The sequence below is a fragment of the Tepidamorphus gemmatus genome (assembly GCF_004346195.1).
Classification (GTDB): domain Bacteria; phylum Pseudomonadota; class Alphaproteobacteria; order Rhizobiales; family Tepidamorphaceae; genus Tepidamorphus; species Tepidamorphus gemmatus.
In genome coordinates this window covers 172,920-190,583 of the sequence record NZ_SMAK01000007.1, presented here as the reverse complement: position 1 = coordinate 190,583, position 17,664 = coordinate 172,920, and the positions used below count along the sequence as shown (strand labels likewise).

The window sequence follows — 17,664 nt, the reverse complement described above, 5'->3', positions numbered from 1 at the left end:
ATGGTTGATCGAGGCAGGGAATGCACCAGGACCGGCCGACTGGCGGCGGGCTTGCTGATGGCAGCCTTCTGTGCCGCGCCTGCAGCCGGTCAGCCTGCGCAGGAGGTCGCCGTCCCGAGTTTCTGGGATACGGCGCACCGGTTGGAGAAGCCCAATCTCGATGACGTTCGGGCGATCCGTTTCCTCGTCGAGGCCGAGGATCCGCCGTTCGCCTTCATCGGCGCCGACGGCCTTCCGACCGGATTCAGCGTCGAGCTTGCGCGGGCGATCTGCATCGAGCTCGCCGTGCCGTGCACCGTGCAGCCGTTGCGCTGGGACATCCTGGCCGATGCGATTGCGGGCGACATCGGCGATGCGGTGGTCGGCTCGTTCTCTATTGATGGCGAATCGCGCGCCCGCTTCGATTTCTCCACCCGGTTCCTGACCCGTCCGGCACGCTTCGCCGTCGCGCGCAACTCGCCGATCACCGACACGATTCCCGAGACGCTCGGCGGGCGCCGGATCGCCGTGGCCGAGGGCACGGCGCATGAGGCCTTCCTGCGGGCATTCTTCCCCGGATCGGCGATCGCCACCTATCGCACCGAGAGCGAGGCACGGCAGGCGCTGAAGAGCGGGACGGTCGAGCTTCTGTTTGCCGACGGGCTGAACACCAGCCTCTGGCTCAACGGAACCGCCTCGCAGGCCTGTTGCCGCTTCGCCGGAGGCCCTTTCACCGAGTCCCGCTATTTCGGAGAGGGACTGGCGATCGCCGTCAAGCCCGGCAACGATCGCCTGATCGCCGCATTCGACTTCGCGCTGGCGCGTATCCAAGGGAACGGCACCTACCGCGAAATCTATCTGCGCTACTTCCCGGTCAGCTTCTATTGAGCGGGCTGACCACCGGACCCGGTCGAACGGCGCCTTCGGTCAAGTGGCGCAATCGGCAGCGCAAGGGACCAGCCGAGCCGGGTCGGATCCTCCGACTGATACTCCTCGAGCCCGATCCGCATCCCCTCGTGGCCGAGCGCGGGCTGCGGCACGTAGGTGCGGAACAGCCGGTCCCATATCGACAGATTGAATCCGTAGTTGGAATCGGTCTCGCGCATCTCCGTCGAGTGATGCACCCGGTGCATGTCCGGCGTCACGATGACGAGCCGCAGCATCCGGTCGAGACGCGCCGGCAGGCGCACATTGGCATGGTTGAACATCGCCATGCCGTTGAGCACCACCTCGAACACGAAGACGGCGAGTGGCGGCGCGCCGAGCGCGGCGATCACCACCATCTTCCACAGCATCGACAGCACGATCTCGATCGGATGGAAGCGGATGCCGGTGGTCAGGTCGATATCGACATCGGCGTGGTGCACACGGTGCACGCGCCACAGCACCGGTACCTTGTGCACAGCGACATGCTGCGCCCAGATCGCCAGGTCCAGGACGGCGAACGAGATGATGCCGGCGACGATCCCGGGGGTGCCCAGGATCTGGAACAAGCCGATTTCCCGGGTCTCCGCCCAGATCGCGAAGCCGACCGCCGCCAACGGAAAGATCAGCCGCACCGCCAGCGTGTCGATCGCGACGATGGCGATGTTGGTCACCCAGCGCCGGCCGCGGCCATGACCGAGCGGGCGGCGCGGCGCCACCCATTCGGCGAGTGCCATGACCATGAACACCGCCGTGAACACTGACAGGCGGAGAATGGCCTCGCCGCTCGCGTGAATGCCGTCCATGGTGCAAGGTGCCGTTGCCGGTTCTGACTGCCGGCAATATCGTGCGCCTGCTGCGCGCGACAAGTCGCTGCGCCGCGAACGAACGGGAGCCGATGTCGCAGTCCTTCGACGAAATGGTGTGGACCCGTCCGGCATCGCCGCGTGCGGCGCTGCTGTTGGCGCATGGCGCCGGTGCGGCGATGACCAGCCCCTTCATGGATGCGATGGCCGAACGGCTCGCGGCGCGGGCCATCGCCGTCGCCCGATTCGAATTCGCCTACATGGCTGCACGTCGGCGCGGAGGCGCGAAAACGCCACCGCCGCGTGCCGATCGACTGGTGGGGGAATTTCTCAGAAGGATCGCGTCGGCTGCCGCCGAGGCCGGAGGGCTGCCGCTTCTGATCGGTGGCAAGTCGCTCGGGGGGCGGGTCGCCGCGATGGCCGCGGCCGATTCGCAGGTGGCGCAGCGGGCGGTTGCCGTCGTCTGTCTCGGCTACCCGTTCCATGCACCCGGCAACGCCAGCGACCTGCGCCTTGATCCCCTGCGCGCGGCCCGGCTACCGGTTCTCATCTGCCAGGGCGACCGCGATCCCTTCGGCAGCGCCGCCGAGATCGCCGGATGGCAGCTTCCGGCCACGATCGCCGTCACCTATCTCGCGGATGGCGACCATGACTTCAAGCCGCGCGGACGCTCGCCGGCCACCTGGAAGGGCAACCTCGATGCCGCCGCGGATGCCGTCGCGGCGTTTGCCGTACAGGTGGCAGGCCGATGATCGCAGGACGCCTGACCCGGGGCAGCGCCTGCCCGCCAAAGACGGGTAGCGCCAAAGACGGGTAGAATGTCTCGCAAATCACGTCGCGATGGAGGTCTCCATGATCCGCCCGGACGTTCCCCTGTTCCGCCCGGGGCCGCTCGTCGGTCGCCCGATCGGAGAGCCCCGTCATCGGAGCGATGTCGGCGTGCGCATGCGCGCGGTGCGGTGAGCGGCTGCCATGCGGGCGATGGTGCTTGAGGCTGCGCGCGCCCCGCTCGTCCTGCGCGAGCGGGCGGTTCCCGCTCCGGGCGAGGGGCAGGTCCTGGTGCGGATCGCCGCCTGCGGCGTTTGCCGCACCGACCTGCACCTGGTCGACGGGGAACTTCCCGATACCCGGTTTCCGATCGTTCCTGGCCACGAGATCGTCGGCCATGTCGCCGCGACCGGCCCCGGCATCGCCGGCCTGAAGGAAGGCGATCGCGTCGGCATCCCCTGGCTCGGCGCGACCTGCGGCGCCTGCCGCTACTGCCGGTCCGGGCGGGAGAACCTGTGCGATACCGCCCGCTTCACCGGCTGGCAGATCGACGGAGGCTATGCGGAGTATACTGTCGCGCAGGCGCGCTACTGCTTTGCGCTGCCGCCGTCCTTTGACGACCTGCATGCTGCGCCGCTGCTCTGCGCCGGCCTGATCGGCCACCGGGCCCACCGCATGGTCGGCGAAGCGGAGACGATCGGCATCTACGGCTTCGGCGCCGCCGCCCACATCATGGCGCAGGTCGCCCGCCATCAGGGCCAGACGGTCTTCGCCTTCACGCGGCCGGGAGACACCGCGGCGCAGGATTTCGCGCGCAGCCTCGGTGCCGGATGGGCAGGGGGGTCGGACGAGACCCCGCCCGAACCGCTCGATGCGGCGATCATCTTCGCGCCGGCGGGGCCGCTGGTTCCCGCCGCGCTTCGGTCGGTGCGAAAGGGCGGCACGGTCGTCTGCGCCGGCATTCACATGAGCGACATCCCTTCCTTTCCCTACGCGATCCTGTGGGGCGAGCGCGTCGTGCGCTCGGTTGCCAACCTGACGCGCGCCGACGGCGAGAGCTTCCTGCGCGTCGCCGCCGAGATGCCCATCGAAACCAGCATCGAGGTCGTCCCCCTCGAACGGGCGAACGAGGCCCTGGCACGGCTTCGCGACGGGGCCTTGACCGGCGCGGCCGTGCTCGTGCCGTGAGATGCCGTGGCGTCGAGCGCGCGTGGCTCCGGGGAGCGGCATCTCCAGGACCCAGGTGTCTCTGCTGTGCGAAGAGATCGACGGCAAGGTGAAGACTGTCCTCGAGCGGCCGATCGAGGGCGACTGGCCCGATATCTGGATCTCCGCCACCTACTCCGCCACCTACCTGAAGATATGCCGCGGCGGCTGCCTCGTCTCGGCCTTCTTCGCCTCCGCCTGGGCCCGGGAGACGCCAGAAGCTGCCGCTGCCGAACGACGATGCCCGCGAATGATGATGTCATCGTCCGCCGCGTCGCGGCTCGGCTGCTCCGACGGAATGACGCATGGGCCGTCCAGCGCACCCGCTCCATGAAGCTCGAATGCGTCGCCAGCGTCAGCGATGATCCCGTCGCCAGCCTGCCCGCCGTGGCGCGCTGATTAACCCGGCAATGCCGCACAGCGCCGCGACCATCCTCGCCACCGACACCATTCGGTGGGACATTCGCCACCCGAGGCGGATGCGACAGGATTCGAGCCTGAAACCTCGTCCGAGGCGCCGCGTGCCGTGTCCCTCATCGCTTCTGCCCGATTGCCCGCCCCGCGCCGATCCGCTATGGTCCGCGCGATTTCAGGCGAAGCACCCGTAGCTCAGCTGGATAGAGCGCTGCCCTCCGAAGGCAGAGGTCGTGAGTTCGAATCTCGCCGGGTGCGCCATCTTCTCTCGCTCCTGATCTCGGGCACGCGACCTGATCGGGTGGACGGTCGTCACTCCCGGCATCGAGGTGCCCCGATGCGGCTGTCGCAAGCCACCGGCGGGCGCGCCGCACACCCCATCCGGTCAGGATCGCTCTACCCGTGCCGCGACAGGATGGCGCGCACCGTCGCCACGAGATCGCCGCGCGCGACCTCGACCTGTGCGGGCCTTGCCGCGCGCCATTCCTCGCGGCTTTCGATCGCCTCAGACAGGCGGGCGCCCTCGATCAGATCCTTGACCTGCACGACGCCGCGCGCCCGCTCGTCCTCGCCCTGGATGACGACACAGGGACTGTTGCGGCGGTCGGCATATTTCATCTGCGGGCCGAAACTGCGCGAGCCTCCGAGATACATCTCGGAGCGGATGCCGGCGCCGCGCAGCTCGGCGACCATCTTCTGGGCGTTGGCGATACTCGCCTCGTCCCTGTCGACCAGCACCACGACCGGGCCGAGATCGCCGCCGGTCTCGATCCGCCCGAGCGCATTGAGCGCCGCGAACAGACGGCTCACCCCGATCGAGAAGCCGGTCGCCGGCACTTTCTCGCCCCGGAACCGCTCGACCAGCCCGTCATAGCGCCCGCCGCCGGCGACCGAGCCGAAGCGGGCCTTCTCGCCCTTCTCGTTGACGGTCTCGAAGGTGAGTTCGACCTCGTAGACCGGCCCGGTGTAGTATTCCAGGCCGCGCACGACGGAGGGGTCGATCTTGACACGATCGGCGTAACCGGCAGCTTCGATGAATGCGCTGATCTCTTGCAGTTCACGCGCGCCCTCCAGTCCGGTCGCAGAGCCGCCGAGCTGCGCCATCATGTTGTGAATGGTGACGATGTCGGAATCGCCTTGGACGCTGGAACGCGGCGTTGCGGGATCGCCGATGATGTTGATCACGGTCGTGATCTGGTCGTCGTTGAGCCCGGCACCCTTGGTGAAGTCACCGCTCTCGTCCTTCCGCCCCGGACCAAGCAGCAGGGTGACGCCGTCCTGCCCCAGTCGATCCAGCTTGTCGATCGCCCGCAGCACCATCAGTCGCCGGCCGGCATTCTGCTCTCCGCCAAGCCCGATCGCTTCCATCACCCCGTCGAGGACCTTGCGGTTGTTGACCCGCACCAAATAGTCGCCGCGCTTGATGCCCAGGGCTTCCATCACGTCCGCCGCCATCATGCAGGCTTCGGCATCGGCCGCGACACCGGGACTTCCCACCGTGTCGGCGTCGAACTGCATGAACTGGCGGAACCGTCCCGGCCCGGGCTTCTCGTTGCGGAACACGTAGCCGGCGCGGTAGGTACGGTAGGGCTTGGGCAGGCGGTCATAGTTTTCCGCCACATGCCGCGCGAGCGGCGCGGTGAGGTCGTAGCGCAGGCTCAGCCACTCTTCGTCGTCGTCCTGGAACGAGAACACGCCCTCGTTCGGCCGGTCCTGGTCGGGCAGGAATTTCCCCAATGCGTCGGTGTATTCGATCGCCGGCGTCTCGAGCGGATCAAAGCCGTAGCGCTCGAACACCTCGCGGATCGTCGCGAGCATGCGGCGCTGGGCGCGCAGGGTGGCTGCGTCGAGATCCTGGAAGCCGCGCGGCAGCCGCGCCTTCAGCCTGTCGGTCCTGGCCATGTCGGAACGCTCTGATGTGGTACGGGAAACGCCATCCGGGGCGCGGCCCTACCTAGAGCATAGCGGCAGGAGCAGCAAGGCTGGGCGCGCGTGGACGCGTCCCGATCCCGGCTCGCCGCACCGAGGCGCCTGGCCTTGATGATGCGGGCGTGGAGCCGCGGGGCGGCGTGGCCGCACCGGTTCGTCGGGCCACGGAATCTACAGCCCGCTCCGCCCGCCTGTTGTCGCGCTTCGCCCGACGGAGCATCGGCTCCGGATCTCCGGGACCGGCTCTATGCGTCTGCCGGCCGGATCAGCCTGAGGCGCCAGCGCACATCCTTGGCCTGGCTGACGAGTTCGAGCGCATCGAGCACCGTCCACTCCCGACCTACACAGGCCGCCTCCATGGCGGTCACCTTGGCGTAGCCGCCGCCGGTCTCCTTCCACGGCGCATACATCGACACCGCGATCACGCCGCCGGGCGCGAGCCATCGCGCGGCGCGGGAAAGCTCGGCGCCGGGATCGTCGGCAAAATGCAGCACCTCGTTGAAGACCACGGCGGTGAAGGTCTCGCCCGGATCAGGTTCGAAGCCCTGCAGGTCGGCCTCGACCAGCCGCGCCACGGACCGATCGACCCTGGCGCGCGCCAGCGCCTCTGCGGAAATGTCGACGCCGACATAGCTGGCAAGTGCGCCGCGGTCGAGATGGCCGAACAGCACGCCCTCGCCGCAGCCGATGTCGAGCACGCGCTCACCCGTGCCTGTCGCCTTCAGCCAACCCGCGATCGCGCCGGTGCGGGCCACTTCCTTCACGTCGAGCAGGAAGCCCCAGCGGCCGCCGCGATACTCCTCGTCCCACTCCCTGCCCGTGGCGGCGTTCGGCATATCAATCATCCTCGTCGCAAGCGCCGGGGCGGCGCCTTCGCTCACGTCTTGTACGGATCTGCCGCGTCGCGCAAGCCGTCCCCGAGGAAGTTGAAGGCGAGCACCACGATGATCACCGGGACCACAGGCGCCATCAGCCAGGGATAGACGGTGACGACGGTAATGCTCTGCGCCTCGTTGAGCAGCACGCCCCAGCTGACCGCCGGCCGGCGCAGACCGAGATCGAGGAAGGACAACGCCGTCTCGCCGAGGATCATGTTCGGGATGGCCAGCGTCGCGCTCGCCACCAGATGGCTGGTGAAGCCCGGCAGCAGATGTTTGCCGATGATCCGCTTCGGCCCCGCCCCCATCAGCACCGCCGCGCGCGCGTAATCCTCCTCCCTGAGCGACAGGAGCTTGGCACGCACCGCGCGTGCGAGACCCGGCCAGTCGAGCAGCCCGAGGATGATGGTGATGCCGAAATAGATCCACACCGGGCTCCACGTCACCGGCAGTGCCGCCGACAACGCCATCCACAGCGGCAGTTCCGGCAGACAGCGCAGTACCTCGATCAGCCGGTTGACGGCGGCATCGACGATGCCGCCGAAATAGCCGGCGATGCCGCCGAAGAACATACCGAGCGTGATCGAGATGGCGACCCCGACGATGCCGATGGTGAGCGACAGCCGCGCCCCGTAGACGAGGCCGGAGAACAGGTCGCGGCCGAGACGGTCGGTGCCGAGCAGGAACAGCGTGCCGCCTTCGGCCGGGCAGAACAGATGGAAGCGGCCGGGGATCAGCCCCCAGAAACTGTAGGACTCGCCGAGGCAGAGGAAGCGGATCGGCTGCACGTCATCGGTGTCGGCGACATATTCCCAGGCCATCGTTTCGAGATTGATCTCGGCGTTGAGACCGTAGACGAACGGGCCGACGAAACGCCCCTCGTGGAACAGCCGGACCGCCTGCGGCGGGGCGTAGAGATGGTCGTTGCTGCGCGCGTTGGCGGCATAGGGCGCGATGATCTCGGCGAAGGGCACGGCGAGGTAGAACACGATCAGCACGACGCCGGCCCAGACCGCCAGCCTGTGCCGGCGGAACTTCCACCAGACGATCCGCCACTGCGAGGCCTGATAGTAGCGCTCGCGGTCGGCATCGACGATCTCGGGGCCGGAGGGATCGAACGGGGCGCGGTCGACGCGATGATTCGGACCCACGGTTTCCATCGTCATGTGCGACCGGCCTCCGCCCCGAGCCGGATGCGCGGATCGACGACGGCCAGCAGCAGGTCGGAGATCAGCATGCCGACCAGCGTCAGGATCGCCACGAACAGGATGATGAAGCCGGCCAGGAACTGGTCCTGGCTCTGCAGCGCGGTCAGGAGGATTGGCCCGACCGTCGGCAGGTTCAGGACCACCGAGACGATCACCGATCCCGACACCAGCGAGGGGATGATGTTGCCGATGTCGGCGATGAACGGATTGAGCGCCATCCTGAGCGGATACTTCACCAGAAGCCGGGTCTCGCCGAGCCCCTTGGCGCGGGCCGTGGTGACGTACTGCTTGTGCAGTTCGTCGAGCAGGTTGGCCCTCAGCCGGCGGATCATGCCGGCAGTGCCGGAGGTGCCGATGACGATGACCGGGATGACAAGATGCGCCATCACCGACCGGACCTTGTCGAGCGTCCAGGGCTTGTCGACATATTCGGGCGCCATCAGTCCGCCGACGGTGAGGCCGAACCAGGCATTGGCCAGGTACATCAAGATCAGCGCCAGCAGGAAGTTCGGCGTCGCGAGCCCGAGATAGCCGAGCAAGGTGAAGCCGTAGTCGCCCCAGCTGTACTGCCGCGTCGCCGAATAGATACCGATCGGAAAGGAAACCACGTAGACGAACAGCACTGTGGCGAAGTTCAGGATGACGGTCAGCAGCAGGGTCGGCCCGACCACCTGCTCGACCGGCTTGTTGAACTCGAATGACCAGCCCCAGTTGCCCTGCAAGAGGCCGGAGAAGCCGTGCGGGCCCTGCCACAGACCGATCCAGATCAGATACCGCTTCCAGAACGGTTCATCGAGCGCGAACTCGGTTCGCAGGAATTCGAGACGCGCGACGCTCGACGCCTCGCCCTGCGCCCGCAACTGGGCGATCTGGTTCGACAGGTAGTCGCCCGGCGGCAGCTCGATCACGAAGAACACGATCAGGCTGATCACCAGCAGCGTAGGTACCATGCCGGCCAGGCGGCGCAGGGTATACAGCAGCATCTGCGGTCCCGGTCAGCCGTCGATCCAGAATTCGTCCATCCGCCAGATCCCGAACTGCGCCCCGGGGTCCCAGCCGTAGAAGGCCTTGGCAGGAACGTTCTTCAGCTTGGTCTTGGCGACGACCGGCTGGCGGACGCCGGAGACGATGCCGATGATCAGCGTCTCGTCGGCATGGATCGCCAGCATCCGGTCCCAGATCCGCGCGCGCTCCTGCGACGAGGCGGAGCCGAGCCAGGCGATATAGAGGTCGAGCAGTTCCTGCGCCGGCGCGTAGTCGACCGGCTCGCCGGAGGCCTGGTGGCTCTCCCAGTAGTCGCCCCAGGCCGGCCACAGCAGCGAGGAGTCGCCGTGGACCGGCGCGAGTTCGTCGGGGGGCATGTCGGCCGTGGCGATGCCATTGTCCCAGCCCGACCACACGCCCATCACCAGATCGCCCGACAGGGCACGGTTGAACAGCACGTCGCGCTGCGAGGCCTTGGCGAACAGCGCGACGCCGATCTCCTTCCAGGTTTCCGCCACCAGTGCCAGCACGTCGAGCTGCTCGGCGCTTTCGCCGGCCGTCTCGACGATGATCTCGAGCGGCCGACCGTCCGGGAGCAGCCGGATCCCATCCGCGCGCCGCTCGGTCAGACCGATCTCGTCGAGCAGACGGTTCGCCTCGGCCGTGTCGAAGCCCGCCCATTGGGTGCGATAGGCTTCCTTGAACAGGGGGCTTTGCGGCTGGACCGTATTGTTGCCGGGCTTGCCGAGTCCGAGATAGATCGCCCGGTTGATCATCTCGCGGTCGATGCCAAGCGACAGTGCGTGGCGGAACCGGGTGTCGCGCAACAGCTGCCGCCACACCGGATCCCTGGTGGTCAGGTTGGGGTAGAGCGCGACCTGCGCGGCGTTGCCATTCGCCCACAGCAGGGTGCGGTAGTTCTGGGTCGCCTCGCCGCGCTTGAGCACGGTGACGTCGGCCAGCGAGAGACCGCGCGCCTGCAGGTCGGCCTCGCCGGCCTGCGTCTTGGTCGGGATCAGGCGTCCGTCGGCGAGCGACATGATCACGCGGTCTACATAGGGAAGCTGCCGCCCGTCGGGGTCGACCCGATGGTAATAGGGGTTGCGGACCATCTCGAAGCGCTGGCCGCCGCCGGTCGAGCGGATCACCCAGGGCTGCAGGCTGGGCAGGTCGAGGTTCTCGGCATTGTACATGTCGTCCTTGGCGTTGTGCAGCGACGCCCAGCTCGAGGCGCGCGCCTCCTTCACCTGCCGCTCGATCGCATCCTTGTCGCCGTACTTGATGTGGAACTGCTTCAGGTAGTGCGCCGGACGGTAGATGAACGGATCGCGGGCCGCCGCGAGGCTTGGCAGGAACAGCGGATTCGGGCTGTCCCAGGTGAACCGGACGGTCGTCTCGTCGATCACCTCGAACACCGGCGGCCGGCCGTCCGCGAGCATGAACGGCGCCGGTCCGGATGGCGTCAGCGACGGCTCGCCGACGACATCCTCCCACCAGTAGCGGATGTCCTCGGAGGTGAAGGGATGGCCGTCGGACCATTTGTGGCCCTCGCGCAGGTGCAGCGTGAACACCCGGTCTCCCTCGACCTCGATTGCGCGCAGGATGTCGGGGACGAGGTTGAGGTTCTCGTCGTAGCCGACGAGCCGCGCATAGCCCCACACATTGATCAGCCGGGCGTCGCGGGCCCTGCCGATCAGCGTATTGATGTCGCCGCCGTGCCGACCTGCCGTTCGTCCCCGCGACTCGAGGTCCACCACCAGCGGTTCCTTCGGCAGCCTTTCGGCGACCGGCGGCAGGCTGGCCGCATCGTGGGTGCGCGACAGCGTTTCGGTTTCCTGGAATTCGAGGGACTGGGCGGGTCCCGCCGCCAGGCTTACCGCCAGAACGACGGCCAGTGCGGCCGGTCGGCCGATCATCGACATTTGACGGCTCTCCTGTTCATGCAGCCTCGGCGCCGACCAGTCCGGGGGCGAGGACGAAATGGCCCGGCGACACCTCGGTCAGTGCCGGCGCGGGGCCCGGCCGCGGGCGGAAGGGTTCCGGCCAGGCCATCGGATCTGAGGCGCGACCCGCCGACAATGCCTCGAAGTCGAGCAGGGCATCGAGGCGCGGTTCCGGAACCGCCGCCAGCAGCGCCCGGGTATAGGGGTGGCGCGGATCGCGGATCAGGTCGGTCTTGTCGGCCAGTTCCACCACGAGCCCCCGGCACATCACCGCGATGCGATCGGCGATGTAGTCGACCACCGCGAGGTTGTGGCTGACGAAGATATAGGTCAGTCCGAGCTTGTCCTTGAGATCGCGCAACAGGTTGAGGATCTGCGCCTGGACCGAGACATCGAGTGCCGAGACGGGCTCGTCGCACAGGACGATCTCAGGGCCGAGCGCCAACGCCCTGGCGATGCCGATGCGCTGGCGCTGTCCGCCGGAGAAGGAATGCGGATAGCGCCGCAGATGCCGCTCGTCGAGGCCGACCAGGCGCATCAGCTCGCCGATCCGCTCGTTGCGTTCGGCAATGTCGCAGGTCTTGTGGATGATGAACGGCTCCGAGAGGATATCGTAGACCGTCATGCGCGGGTTGAGCGAGGAGAACGGATCCTGGAACACCACCTGGAGCTTGCGCCGGAACGTCATCAGGTCCGGACCCTCCAGCGTGGCGATGTCGCGCATCGTTCCGTCCAGCGCGACGCGGATCTGGCCGGAGTCCGGGGTGATCGCCCGCAGGATCGCCATCGCGGTGGTGGTCTTGCCGGAGCCTGATTCGCCGACGAGACCGAGACACTCGCCGCGCCGGACCACGAACGACACCGCATCGAGCGCCCTGACCATGCGCGGCGCCGAGAAGAAGCCGCCGCTGCGCAGCGGAAAGCTCTTGCAGATGCGGTCGACCTCGAGGATCGGCTGGCCGCGCGCGCCGGCCTCCTCGCGCGGCTTCATCAGGTGGCCCCCGGTCTGCGGCTTGATCTCGCGCAGCGGCACCAGCCGTTCGTTGGGCGCCATGTTGAAGCGCGGCACCGCGTTGAGCAGCGCCTTGAGGTAGGGATGCTGGGGGTTGCCGAAGATGTCGGCGACCGGACCGGATTCCATGATGCGGCCGCGATAGATCACGACCACGTCGTCGGCCATGTTGGCGACCACACCGAAATCGTGGGTGATCAGCAGGATCGACATGCCGAGTTCGGCCTGGAGCGACCGCATCAGCTTGAGGATCTCGGCCTGGATGGTGACGTCGAGCGCCGTGGTCGGCTCGTCGGCGATCAGCAGCGCCGGGCGGCAGATCAGTGCCATGGCGATCATCGCACGCTGTCTCAGGCCGCCCGACAGCTCGAACGTGTAGGTGTCGAGCGCGCGCTCGGGGTCGGGAAACTGGACTAGCTTCAACATGTCGCGCGTCGCCGCCCGCGCCTGGGCGGCGGTGAGGCCGAGATGCAGTTCGGCGGACTCGCCGATCTGGTCGCCGATCGTGTGCAGCGGCGACAGCGAGGTCATCGGCTCCTGGAAGACGATGCCGATCCGGTTGCCGCGCAGGGCGCGCATCCTGTTGCCGGCAGGGTCGAGAGCGGCGATGTCGGTCCGGCTGCCGGTGGCTGGATCATCGAACAGCAGCCGGCCGCCGGTGATCCGCGCGGCCTGCGGCAGGATCCCCATGATCGCCTGCGAGATCACGGTCTTTCCCGATCCCGATTCGCCGACCAGCGCAGTGGTGCGACCGGCCGCCACCTCGAACGTGGCACCGTCGACCGCCCGCAGACCGCCTTCCATCGACCGGAAGTCGATCGTCAGATCCTCGACCGCAAGGATGGTCAATTTCGCTCGGGCCCCGTTCCCCTTAAGGCCTCAGTCTTTGGCGTGAATGTTAAGGTGGATTGACAGCGAAAGGAAAGCCTCGTTCCGCCGTCGCGGATCTGTTCGCCGACAGCGAAAGACGTTAGTTGATGCCGGCCGGTTCGCGAGCCGGCAGGACTGGGCGGCGGAAGCGGAAAGGTTCAGGATGCAGGAGAGGGTCGCGGTCGTCGGCCTCGGCTATGTCGGTCTGCCGGTGCTGCTCGCCTTCGCACGGGCATTCGGCACGGCAACCGGTTTCGACCGGGATCGCGACCGCGTCGCAGATCTCGCCGCCGGGCGCGATCGCAACGGCGATGTCGAGCCGGCCGAGCTGGCCGCTACCACCGCGCGCTTCAGCGCCGATGCGGCGGCGCTCGCCGGCGCCAGCTTCATCGTCGTGGCGGTGCCGACCCCGATCGACGATCACCGCCGGCCGGACTTCGGGCCGCTGCGCGAGGCCTGCATCGCCGTCGGCCCGCATCTGTCGCCCGGAGCGGTCGTCGTGTTCGAATCGACCGTCTATCCAGGCGCGACCGAGGAAATCTGCGGGCCGCTGCTCGAGGCGACGTCGGGGTTGGTACGCGGTCGGGACTTCACGCTCGGCTATTCGCCGGAGCGCATCAATCCCGGCGACCGGGAGCATGGGCTCGCCCAGATCGTCAAGGTTGTCGCGGGCGAGGATGCAGACACCCTGGAGCGTGTCGCCCGTGCCTATGCGGCGATCGTTCCGGCCGGGATCCACCGCGCACCGTCGATTGCCGTGGCGGAGGCGGCAAAGGTACTGGAGAATACCCAGCGCGACATCAACATCGCGCTGATGAACGAGCTCGCCATGATCTGCAACCGGCTGTCGATCCGCACCGCCGACGTGATCGCTGCAGCCCGCACCAAGTGGAATTTCCTGCCGTTCCGGCCGGGGTTGGTCGGCGGCCACTGCGTCGGCGTCGATCCGTACTGGCTGGCCGCGAAGGCGGAGATGGCCGGCCATCACCCGCAGATGATCCTTGCCGGGCGCCGCATCAACGACGGCATGGGCGGATATGTCGGTGCAGAGGTCGCACGCCGGCTCGCCCGCGACGGCCGTCCGCTCGCCGGCGCCCGGGTCGGCATCCTCGGCGTGACCTTCAAGGCCGACGTCACCGACACCCGCAACAGCCGGGTCCCAGACATCGCCCGCGAACTGTCCGACTTCGGCATCACGGTTCTGCTCGCCGATCCGCTTGCCGACGCCGCCAGGTTTGCAGCCGACACCGGGCTCGCGCTGATGCCCGCCGACAGCCTCGCGGGGCTCGACGCGCTGGTGCTGGCGGTGCCGCACCGCATCTATCTCGAGGCCGGCGCGGCGAGCCTGGCGGCGATGCTGCGGCCTGGCGGTCTGTTCGTCGATGTGACCTCGGCCTTTGCGGCTCCGCAGATGCCGCCAGGCATTGCCTACTGGAGCCTGTGACAATGGCAGCCCAGGGGATCGCGGCCGCCTATGCCGACCGGCCAATCCTGGTGACCGGGGCTGCGGGCTTCATCGGCTACCACACTGCGCGGCGCTATCTGGAGGCCGGCCGTGCCGTCGTCGGCATCGACAATCTCAATGCCTACTACGACCCCGCACTGAAGACGGCGCGCCTCGAGCGGCTGGCGGCCTTCGACCGGTTCGTGTTCCGCCGCACCGACATCGCCGACCAGAAGCAGATGGCGACGGTATTCGAGGCGCACGAACCCAACCTTGTCATCCATCTGGCCGCGCAGGCGGGGGTGCGGCATTCGCTGCATTCGCCGCACGATTACGTGTCGGCCAATCTCGCCGGATTCATCAACGTGCTGGAGGGCTGTCGCCACCACGGCGTGCGCCACCTGGTCTATGCCTCGTCCAGTTCTGTCTACGGGGCGGTGACCGCCAGTCCCTTCCGCGAGCGCGTCCCGGCTGACCATCCGGTCAGCCTCTATGGCGCGACGAAGCGCGCCAACGAACTGATGGCGCACGCCTACAGCCATCTGTTCGAGCTGCCGACGACGGGCCTGCGGTTCTTCACGGTCTACGGCCCGTGGGGCCGGCCGGACATGGCGCTGTTCCTGTTCACTCGCGCGATCCTCGCCGGCGAGCCGATCGCCGTGTTTGGCGAGGGGCAGATGCAGCGCAGCTTCACCTATGTCGACGACATCGTCGAAGGCGTGGTGCGGATTGCCGACCGGCCGGCGGTCGCCGACGCTGCCTGGAACGGCCGCGAGCCGGCCGCCGCCACCGCCGCCGCACCATGGCGCATCTACAATATCGGCACCGACCGGTCCGTCGGGCTCGAGCGGCTGATCGAGCTGCTCGAGGAGGTTCTCGGGCGCAAGGCGGTGCGCGACTACCAGCCTATGCAACCCGGCGACGTCCGCGCCACGGCCGCCGATGTCGAGGATCTCGCGGCCGCCATCGGTTACCGTCCCGACACCCCGATCGAGATCGGCGTCCGCCGCTTCGTGGACTGGTATCGCGACTACTACGGCACCTGACACGCCCCGCCGCGCCCCGCGCCGCTCCCGCTCGCGGCGGTGATCCGCCCCTGGCTGCACATCGTATCCGTCGCGAGCGTCCGGGACGGCCGGACATGCCGTCCGGAAGGGGGCCTGCATGAAAATCGCCGTGATCGGCAGCGGAATTTCCGGCTTGTCGGCCGCCTGGCTGCTGTCGCGAACCCATGACGTGACGCTCTACGAACAGGGAGCGCATGTCGGAGGCCACAGCAACACCGTCGACGTCGCAATGCCAGAGGGGCAGGTTCCGGTCGACACCGGTTTCATCGTCTACAACGAGCGCAACTATCCGAACCTGACTGCGCTGTTCCGCCACCTCGCGGTACCCACCGCATCCACCCGGATGAGTTTCGCGCTGTCGGCAGGGGACGGACGCTACGAATATTCCGGCTCGCTCGCCGGTTTCTTCGGCCAGCCCGGCAATCTGTTCGACCGCGACCACTGGCGCCTGCTTGCCGAGATCCTCCGGTTCTTTCGCGAGGCCTCGCGCGATGATGCGCTGTGCGAGTCCCCGCTCGGTCTCGGCGCGGCGATGGCTGCCGCCGGATATTCGCGACGCTTCATCGAGGAGCACCTGCTGCCGATGGGCGCGGCGATCTGGTCGACACCGGCCGACAGGATGCTACATTATCCGGTGGCCGCCTTCCTCAGGTTCTACCGCAATCACGGCCTCACCCGCCTGGTCGGCCGGCCGCGCTGGCGCACCGTGATCGGCGGCAGCCGCGAATATGTCCGGCGATTGCTAGCGGATTCGCGCATCGTGCTGCGTCTCGAGACGCCGGTCCGGGAGGTGGCGCGGCGTGGCGCCGCGGTGGAGGTGCTGGACGGGCACGGAGGTCGCCAGCGCTACGACCAGGTGGTCGTCGCCGCCCATGCCGACCAGGCCCTGTCGATTCTCGCCGACGCCGACGACGTCGAGCGCGAGCTGCTGTCGGCCTTCCCCTATCAGCGCAACCATGCCGTCCTGCATACCGATGTCCGGCTGATGCCGAGGCGGCGGCGGCTGTGGGCGAGCTGGAACTACATCAAGACAGGCGCCGGCGCCGAGACCGGACTATGTGTCAGCTACTGGATGAACAGCTTGCAACCGCTGGCGACGCGGACCGACATCTTCGTGACACTCAATCCGCCCGCCATGCCGGACGCAGCGCACGTGCTGGGCAGCTTCGTCTACCATCATCCGGTGTTCGATGCCCGGTCGATGGCCGCCAGGGCGCGGCTGTGGCAGCTGCAGGGACGCCGCCGCACCTGGTTCTGCGGGGCCTATTTCGGCGACGGCTTCCACGAGGACGGCATACAGTCCGGGCTAGCCGTGGCCGAACAGCTCGGCGGACTGCGCCGGCCGTGGACTGTTGCCGCGGAATCAGGTCGAATCGCGGTCACCCCGCCGCTGACCGGCGGGCCCGTACCGGAGCCTGCCGAGTGAGCGACGCGCCCGCAGCCCTCTACGACGTGATCGTCGTCCACCGCAGGCTGCATCCGGTCGACCATGAACTGCGATACGCGCTGACCTATGCGCTGGTCGACATCGCCCGGCTCGACGAGCTCGACCGCCGATCGCGGCTGTTCTCCCACAACCGCTTCAACCTGTTCTCGATCCGCGATCGGGATCACGGACCGGGCGACGGCACCCCGCTGGCCGAGCACGCGGCACGGCTCGCCGCGGCGGCCGGGCTGGCGGGGGAGATCGCGCGTGTCGAGCTCCTGTGCCTGCCGCGCATGCTGGGTTATGTCTTCAATCCGCTCTCCGTCTACTTCTGCTATGCCCGCTCGGGCGAGGTGCGGCTGATCCTGTACGAGGTTTCCAACACCTTCGGGGAGCGCAAGACCTATGTCGTTCCGGCTGGGCCGGCACCGACGGGCCCGATCCGGCAGGTGGCCGACAAGCGACTCTACGTGTCGCCCTTCAATCATGCCGACGGCCGCTACGATTTCACCATAGCACCGCCCGGCGACCGGGTCAGGGTCGGCGTCGCCCTGTCGCGCCGGCGCCAGCCGATCCTCACGGCCCATCTGGTCGGTCGACGGCGGCCGTTCGACGATCGCGGTTTGGTCCGAACCCTGGCGCGTCATCCGGCATTGACGTGGAAAGTTACGGCCGGCATCCATTGGGAGGCCTTGAAGCTGTGGCGGAAGGGCCTTCGCATGGTGCCGCGGCCGCGCGACACCGGCCATTCCGCCATCTTCTCCTCCCCGGAACCTGACGGACCGTTGCAGTGAGTTGCAAGCATC

The 17,664-nt window shown here is 67.9% G+C and carries 14 protein-coding genes, 1 tRNA gene and 1 pseudogene; 9 read left to right on the top strand and 7 right to left on the bottom strand.

The window, feature by feature from the left end:
- Window positions 1-867, top strand: a complete 867-nt coding sequence (locus tag EDC22_RS12670) for a transporter substrate-binding domain-containing protein (RefSeq protein ID WP_132807032.1) — start codon at window positions 1-3, stop codon at window positions 865-867.
- Here EDC22_RS12670 and EDC22_RS12665 read toward each other — a convergent pair.
- The gene (locus tag EDC22_RS12665; RefSeq protein ID WP_132807031.1) at window positions 861-1,709 is read right to left on the bottom strand and encodes a sterol desaturase family protein; all 849 of its coding nucleotides are present in this window, start codon (window positions 1,707-1,709) and stop codon (window positions 861-863) included. The two genes, EDC22_RS12670 and EDC22_RS12665, sit on opposite strands and share 7 nt — an antisense overlap.
- A gap of 92 nt (window positions 1,710-1,801) precedes the next feature.
- Between EDC22_RS12665 and EDC22_RS12660 the strand changes: the two genes are divergently transcribed.
- The 4 genes and pseudogenes from EDC22_RS12660 to EDC22_RS12645 all read left to right on the top strand — a co-directional run bounded on the left by EDC22_RS12660 (window position 1,802) and on the right by EDC22_RS12645 (window position 4,358).
- Window positions 1,802-2,461: an alpha/beta family hydrolase gene (locus EDC22_RS12660; RefSeq protein ID WP_132807030.1), complete on the top strand. Its 660-nt coding sequence runs from the start codon at window positions 1,802-1,804 to the stop codon at window positions 2,459-2,461.
- 220 nt (window positions 2,462-2,681) lie between these two features.
- Window positions 2,682-3,665 carry a zinc-dependent alcohol dehydrogenase family protein gene (locus EDC22_RS12655; RefSeq protein ID WP_132807029.1) on the top strand — a complete coding sequence of 328 codons (984 nt, stop codon included), beginning with the start codon at window positions 2,682-2,684 and terminating at the stop codon, window positions 3,663-3,665.
- 31 nt (window positions 3,666-3,696) lie between these two features.
- Window positions 3,697-3,864, top strand: a pseudogene (locus tag EDC22_RS18110) (IS256 family transposase); the annotation flags it as partial.
- A gap of 417 nt (window positions 3,865-4,281) precedes the next feature.
- Window positions 4,282-4,358, top strand: a tRNA-Arg gene (locus EDC22_RS12645).
- A 135-nt stretch (window positions 4,359-4,493) separates the two neighbouring features.
- On the opposite strand, the gene hisS is transcribed toward EDC22_RS12645, so the two are convergent.
- The 6 genes from hisS to EDC22_RS12615 all read right to left on the bottom strand — a co-directional run bounded on the left by hisS (window position 4,494) and on the right by EDC22_RS12615 (window position 12,900).
- Window positions 4,494-5,999 (bottom strand): histidine--tRNA ligase, encoded by a 1,506-nt coding sequence (gene hisS / locus EDC22_RS12640; RefSeq protein ID WP_132807027.1) that lies wholly within the window; start codon window positions 5,997-5,999, stop codon window positions 4,494-4,496.
- A gap of 272 nt (window positions 6,000-6,271) precedes the next feature.
- Entirely contained in the window at window positions 6,272-6,862 is a 591-nt protein-coding gene (locus tag EDC22_RS12635) for a class I SAM-dependent methyltransferase (protein WP_132807026.1), read from the bottom strand.
- Between the two features lie 41 nt (window positions 6,863-6,903).
- Window positions 6,904-8,070, bottom strand: a complete 1,167-nt coding sequence (locus EDC22_RS12630) for an ABC transporter permease (RefSeq protein WP_132807025.1) — start codon at window positions 8,068-8,070, stop codon at window positions 6,904-6,906.
- Entirely contained in the window at window positions 8,067-9,095 is a 1,029-nt protein-coding gene (locus EDC22_RS12625) for an ABC transporter permease (protein WP_132807024.1), read from the bottom strand. The genes EDC22_RS12630 and EDC22_RS12625 overlap by 4 nt, the downstream gene beginning before the upstream one ends.
- A gap of 12 nt (window positions 9,096-9,107) precedes the next feature.
- Complete coding sequence (locus EDC22_RS12620) at window positions 9,108-11,018, bottom strand: ABC transporter substrate-binding protein (protein WP_245499747.1); 1,911 nt, start codon at window positions 11,016-11,018, stop codon at window positions 9,108-9,110.
- A gap of 16 nt (window positions 11,019-11,034) precedes the next feature.
- Window positions 11,035-12,900 (bottom strand): ABC transporter ATP-binding protein, encoded by a 1,866-nt coding sequence (locus EDC22_RS12615; protein WP_132807023.1) that lies wholly within the window; start codon window positions 12,898-12,900, stop codon window positions 11,035-11,037.
- A 184-nt stretch (window positions 12,901-13,084) separates the two neighbouring features.
- Between EDC22_RS12615 and EDC22_RS12610 the strand changes: the two genes are divergently transcribed.
- From EDC22_RS12610 to EDC22_RS12595, 4 genes are all read left to right on the top strand, one after another.
- Entirely contained in the window at window positions 13,085-14,365 is a 1,281-nt protein-coding gene (locus EDC22_RS12610; RefSeq protein ID WP_132807022.1) for a nucleotide sugar dehydrogenase, read from the top strand.
- Window positions 14,366-14,367: 2 nt separating this feature from the next.
- Complete coding sequence (locus EDC22_RS12605; protein ID WP_132807021.1) at window positions 14,368-15,411, top strand: NAD-dependent epimerase/dehydratase family protein; 1,044 nt, start codon at window positions 14,368-14,370, stop codon at window positions 15,409-15,411.
- Between the two features lie 118 nt (window positions 15,412-15,529).
- Window positions 15,530-16,858, top strand: a complete 1,329-nt coding sequence (locus EDC22_RS12600) for an NAD(P)/FAD-dependent oxidoreductase (protein WP_132807020.1) — start codon at window positions 15,530-15,532, stop codon at window positions 16,856-16,858.
- A complete protein-coding gene (locus EDC22_RS12595) occupies window positions 16,855-17,652 on the top strand; it encodes a DUF1365 domain-containing protein (protein WP_165926894.1) in 798 nt (265 codons plus the stop codon). Before EDC22_RS12600 ends, EDC22_RS12595 begins: the two co-directional genes overlap by 4 nt.
- Window positions 17,653-17,664: the final 12 nt, after the last annotated feature.

Excerpts from the sequence above, each read along its gene's own strand:
- EDC22_RS12670 (WP_132807032.1), top strand. The coding sequence starts at position 1 with ATGGTTGATCGAGGCAGGGAATGCACCAGGACCGGCCGACTGGCGGCG.
- EDC22_RS12665 (WP_132807031.1), bottom strand. The coding sequence starts at position 1,709 with ATGGACGGCATTCACGCGAGCGGCGAGGCCATTCTCCGCCTGTCAGTG.
- EDC22_RS12660 (WP_132807030.1), top strand. The coding sequence starts at position 1,802 with ATGTCGCAGTCCTTCGACGAAATGGTGTGGACCCGTCCGGCATCGCCG.
- EDC22_RS12655 (WP_132807029.1), top strand. The coding sequence starts at position 2,682 with ATGCGGGCGATGGTGCTTGAGGCTGCGCGCGCCCCGCTCGTCCTGCGC.
- hisS (WP_132807027.1), bottom strand. The coding sequence starts at position 5,999 with ATGGCCAGGACCGACAGGCTGAAGGCGCGGCTGCCGCGCGGCTTCCAG.
- EDC22_RS12635 (WP_132807026.1), bottom strand. The coding sequence starts at position 6,862 with ATGCCGAACGCCGCCACGGGCAGGGAGTGGGACGAGGAGTATCGCGGC.
- EDC22_RS12630 (WP_132807025.1), bottom strand. The coding sequence starts at position 8,070 with ATGACGATGGAAACCGTGGGTCCGAATCATCGCGTCGACCGCGCCCCG.
- EDC22_RS12625 (WP_132807024.1), bottom strand. The coding sequence starts at position 9,095 with ATGCTGCTGTATACCCTGCGCCGCCTGGCCGGCATGGTACCTACGCTG.
- EDC22_RS12620 (WP_245499747.1), bottom strand. The coding sequence starts at position 11,018 with ATGTCGATGATCGGCCGACCGGCCGCACTGGCCGTCGTTCTGGCGGTA.
- EDC22_RS12610 (WP_132807022.1), top strand. The coding sequence starts at position 13,085 with ATGCAGGAGAGGGTCGCGGTCGTCGGCCTCGGCTATGTCGGTCTGCCG.
- EDC22_RS12605 (WP_132807021.1), top strand. The coding sequence starts at position 14,368 with ATGGCAGCCCAGGGGATCGCGGCCGCCTATGCCGACCGGCCAATCCTG.
- EDC22_RS12600 (WP_132807020.1), top strand. The coding sequence starts at position 15,530 with ATGAAAATCGCCGTGATCGGCAGCGGAATTTCCGGCTTGTCGGCCGCC.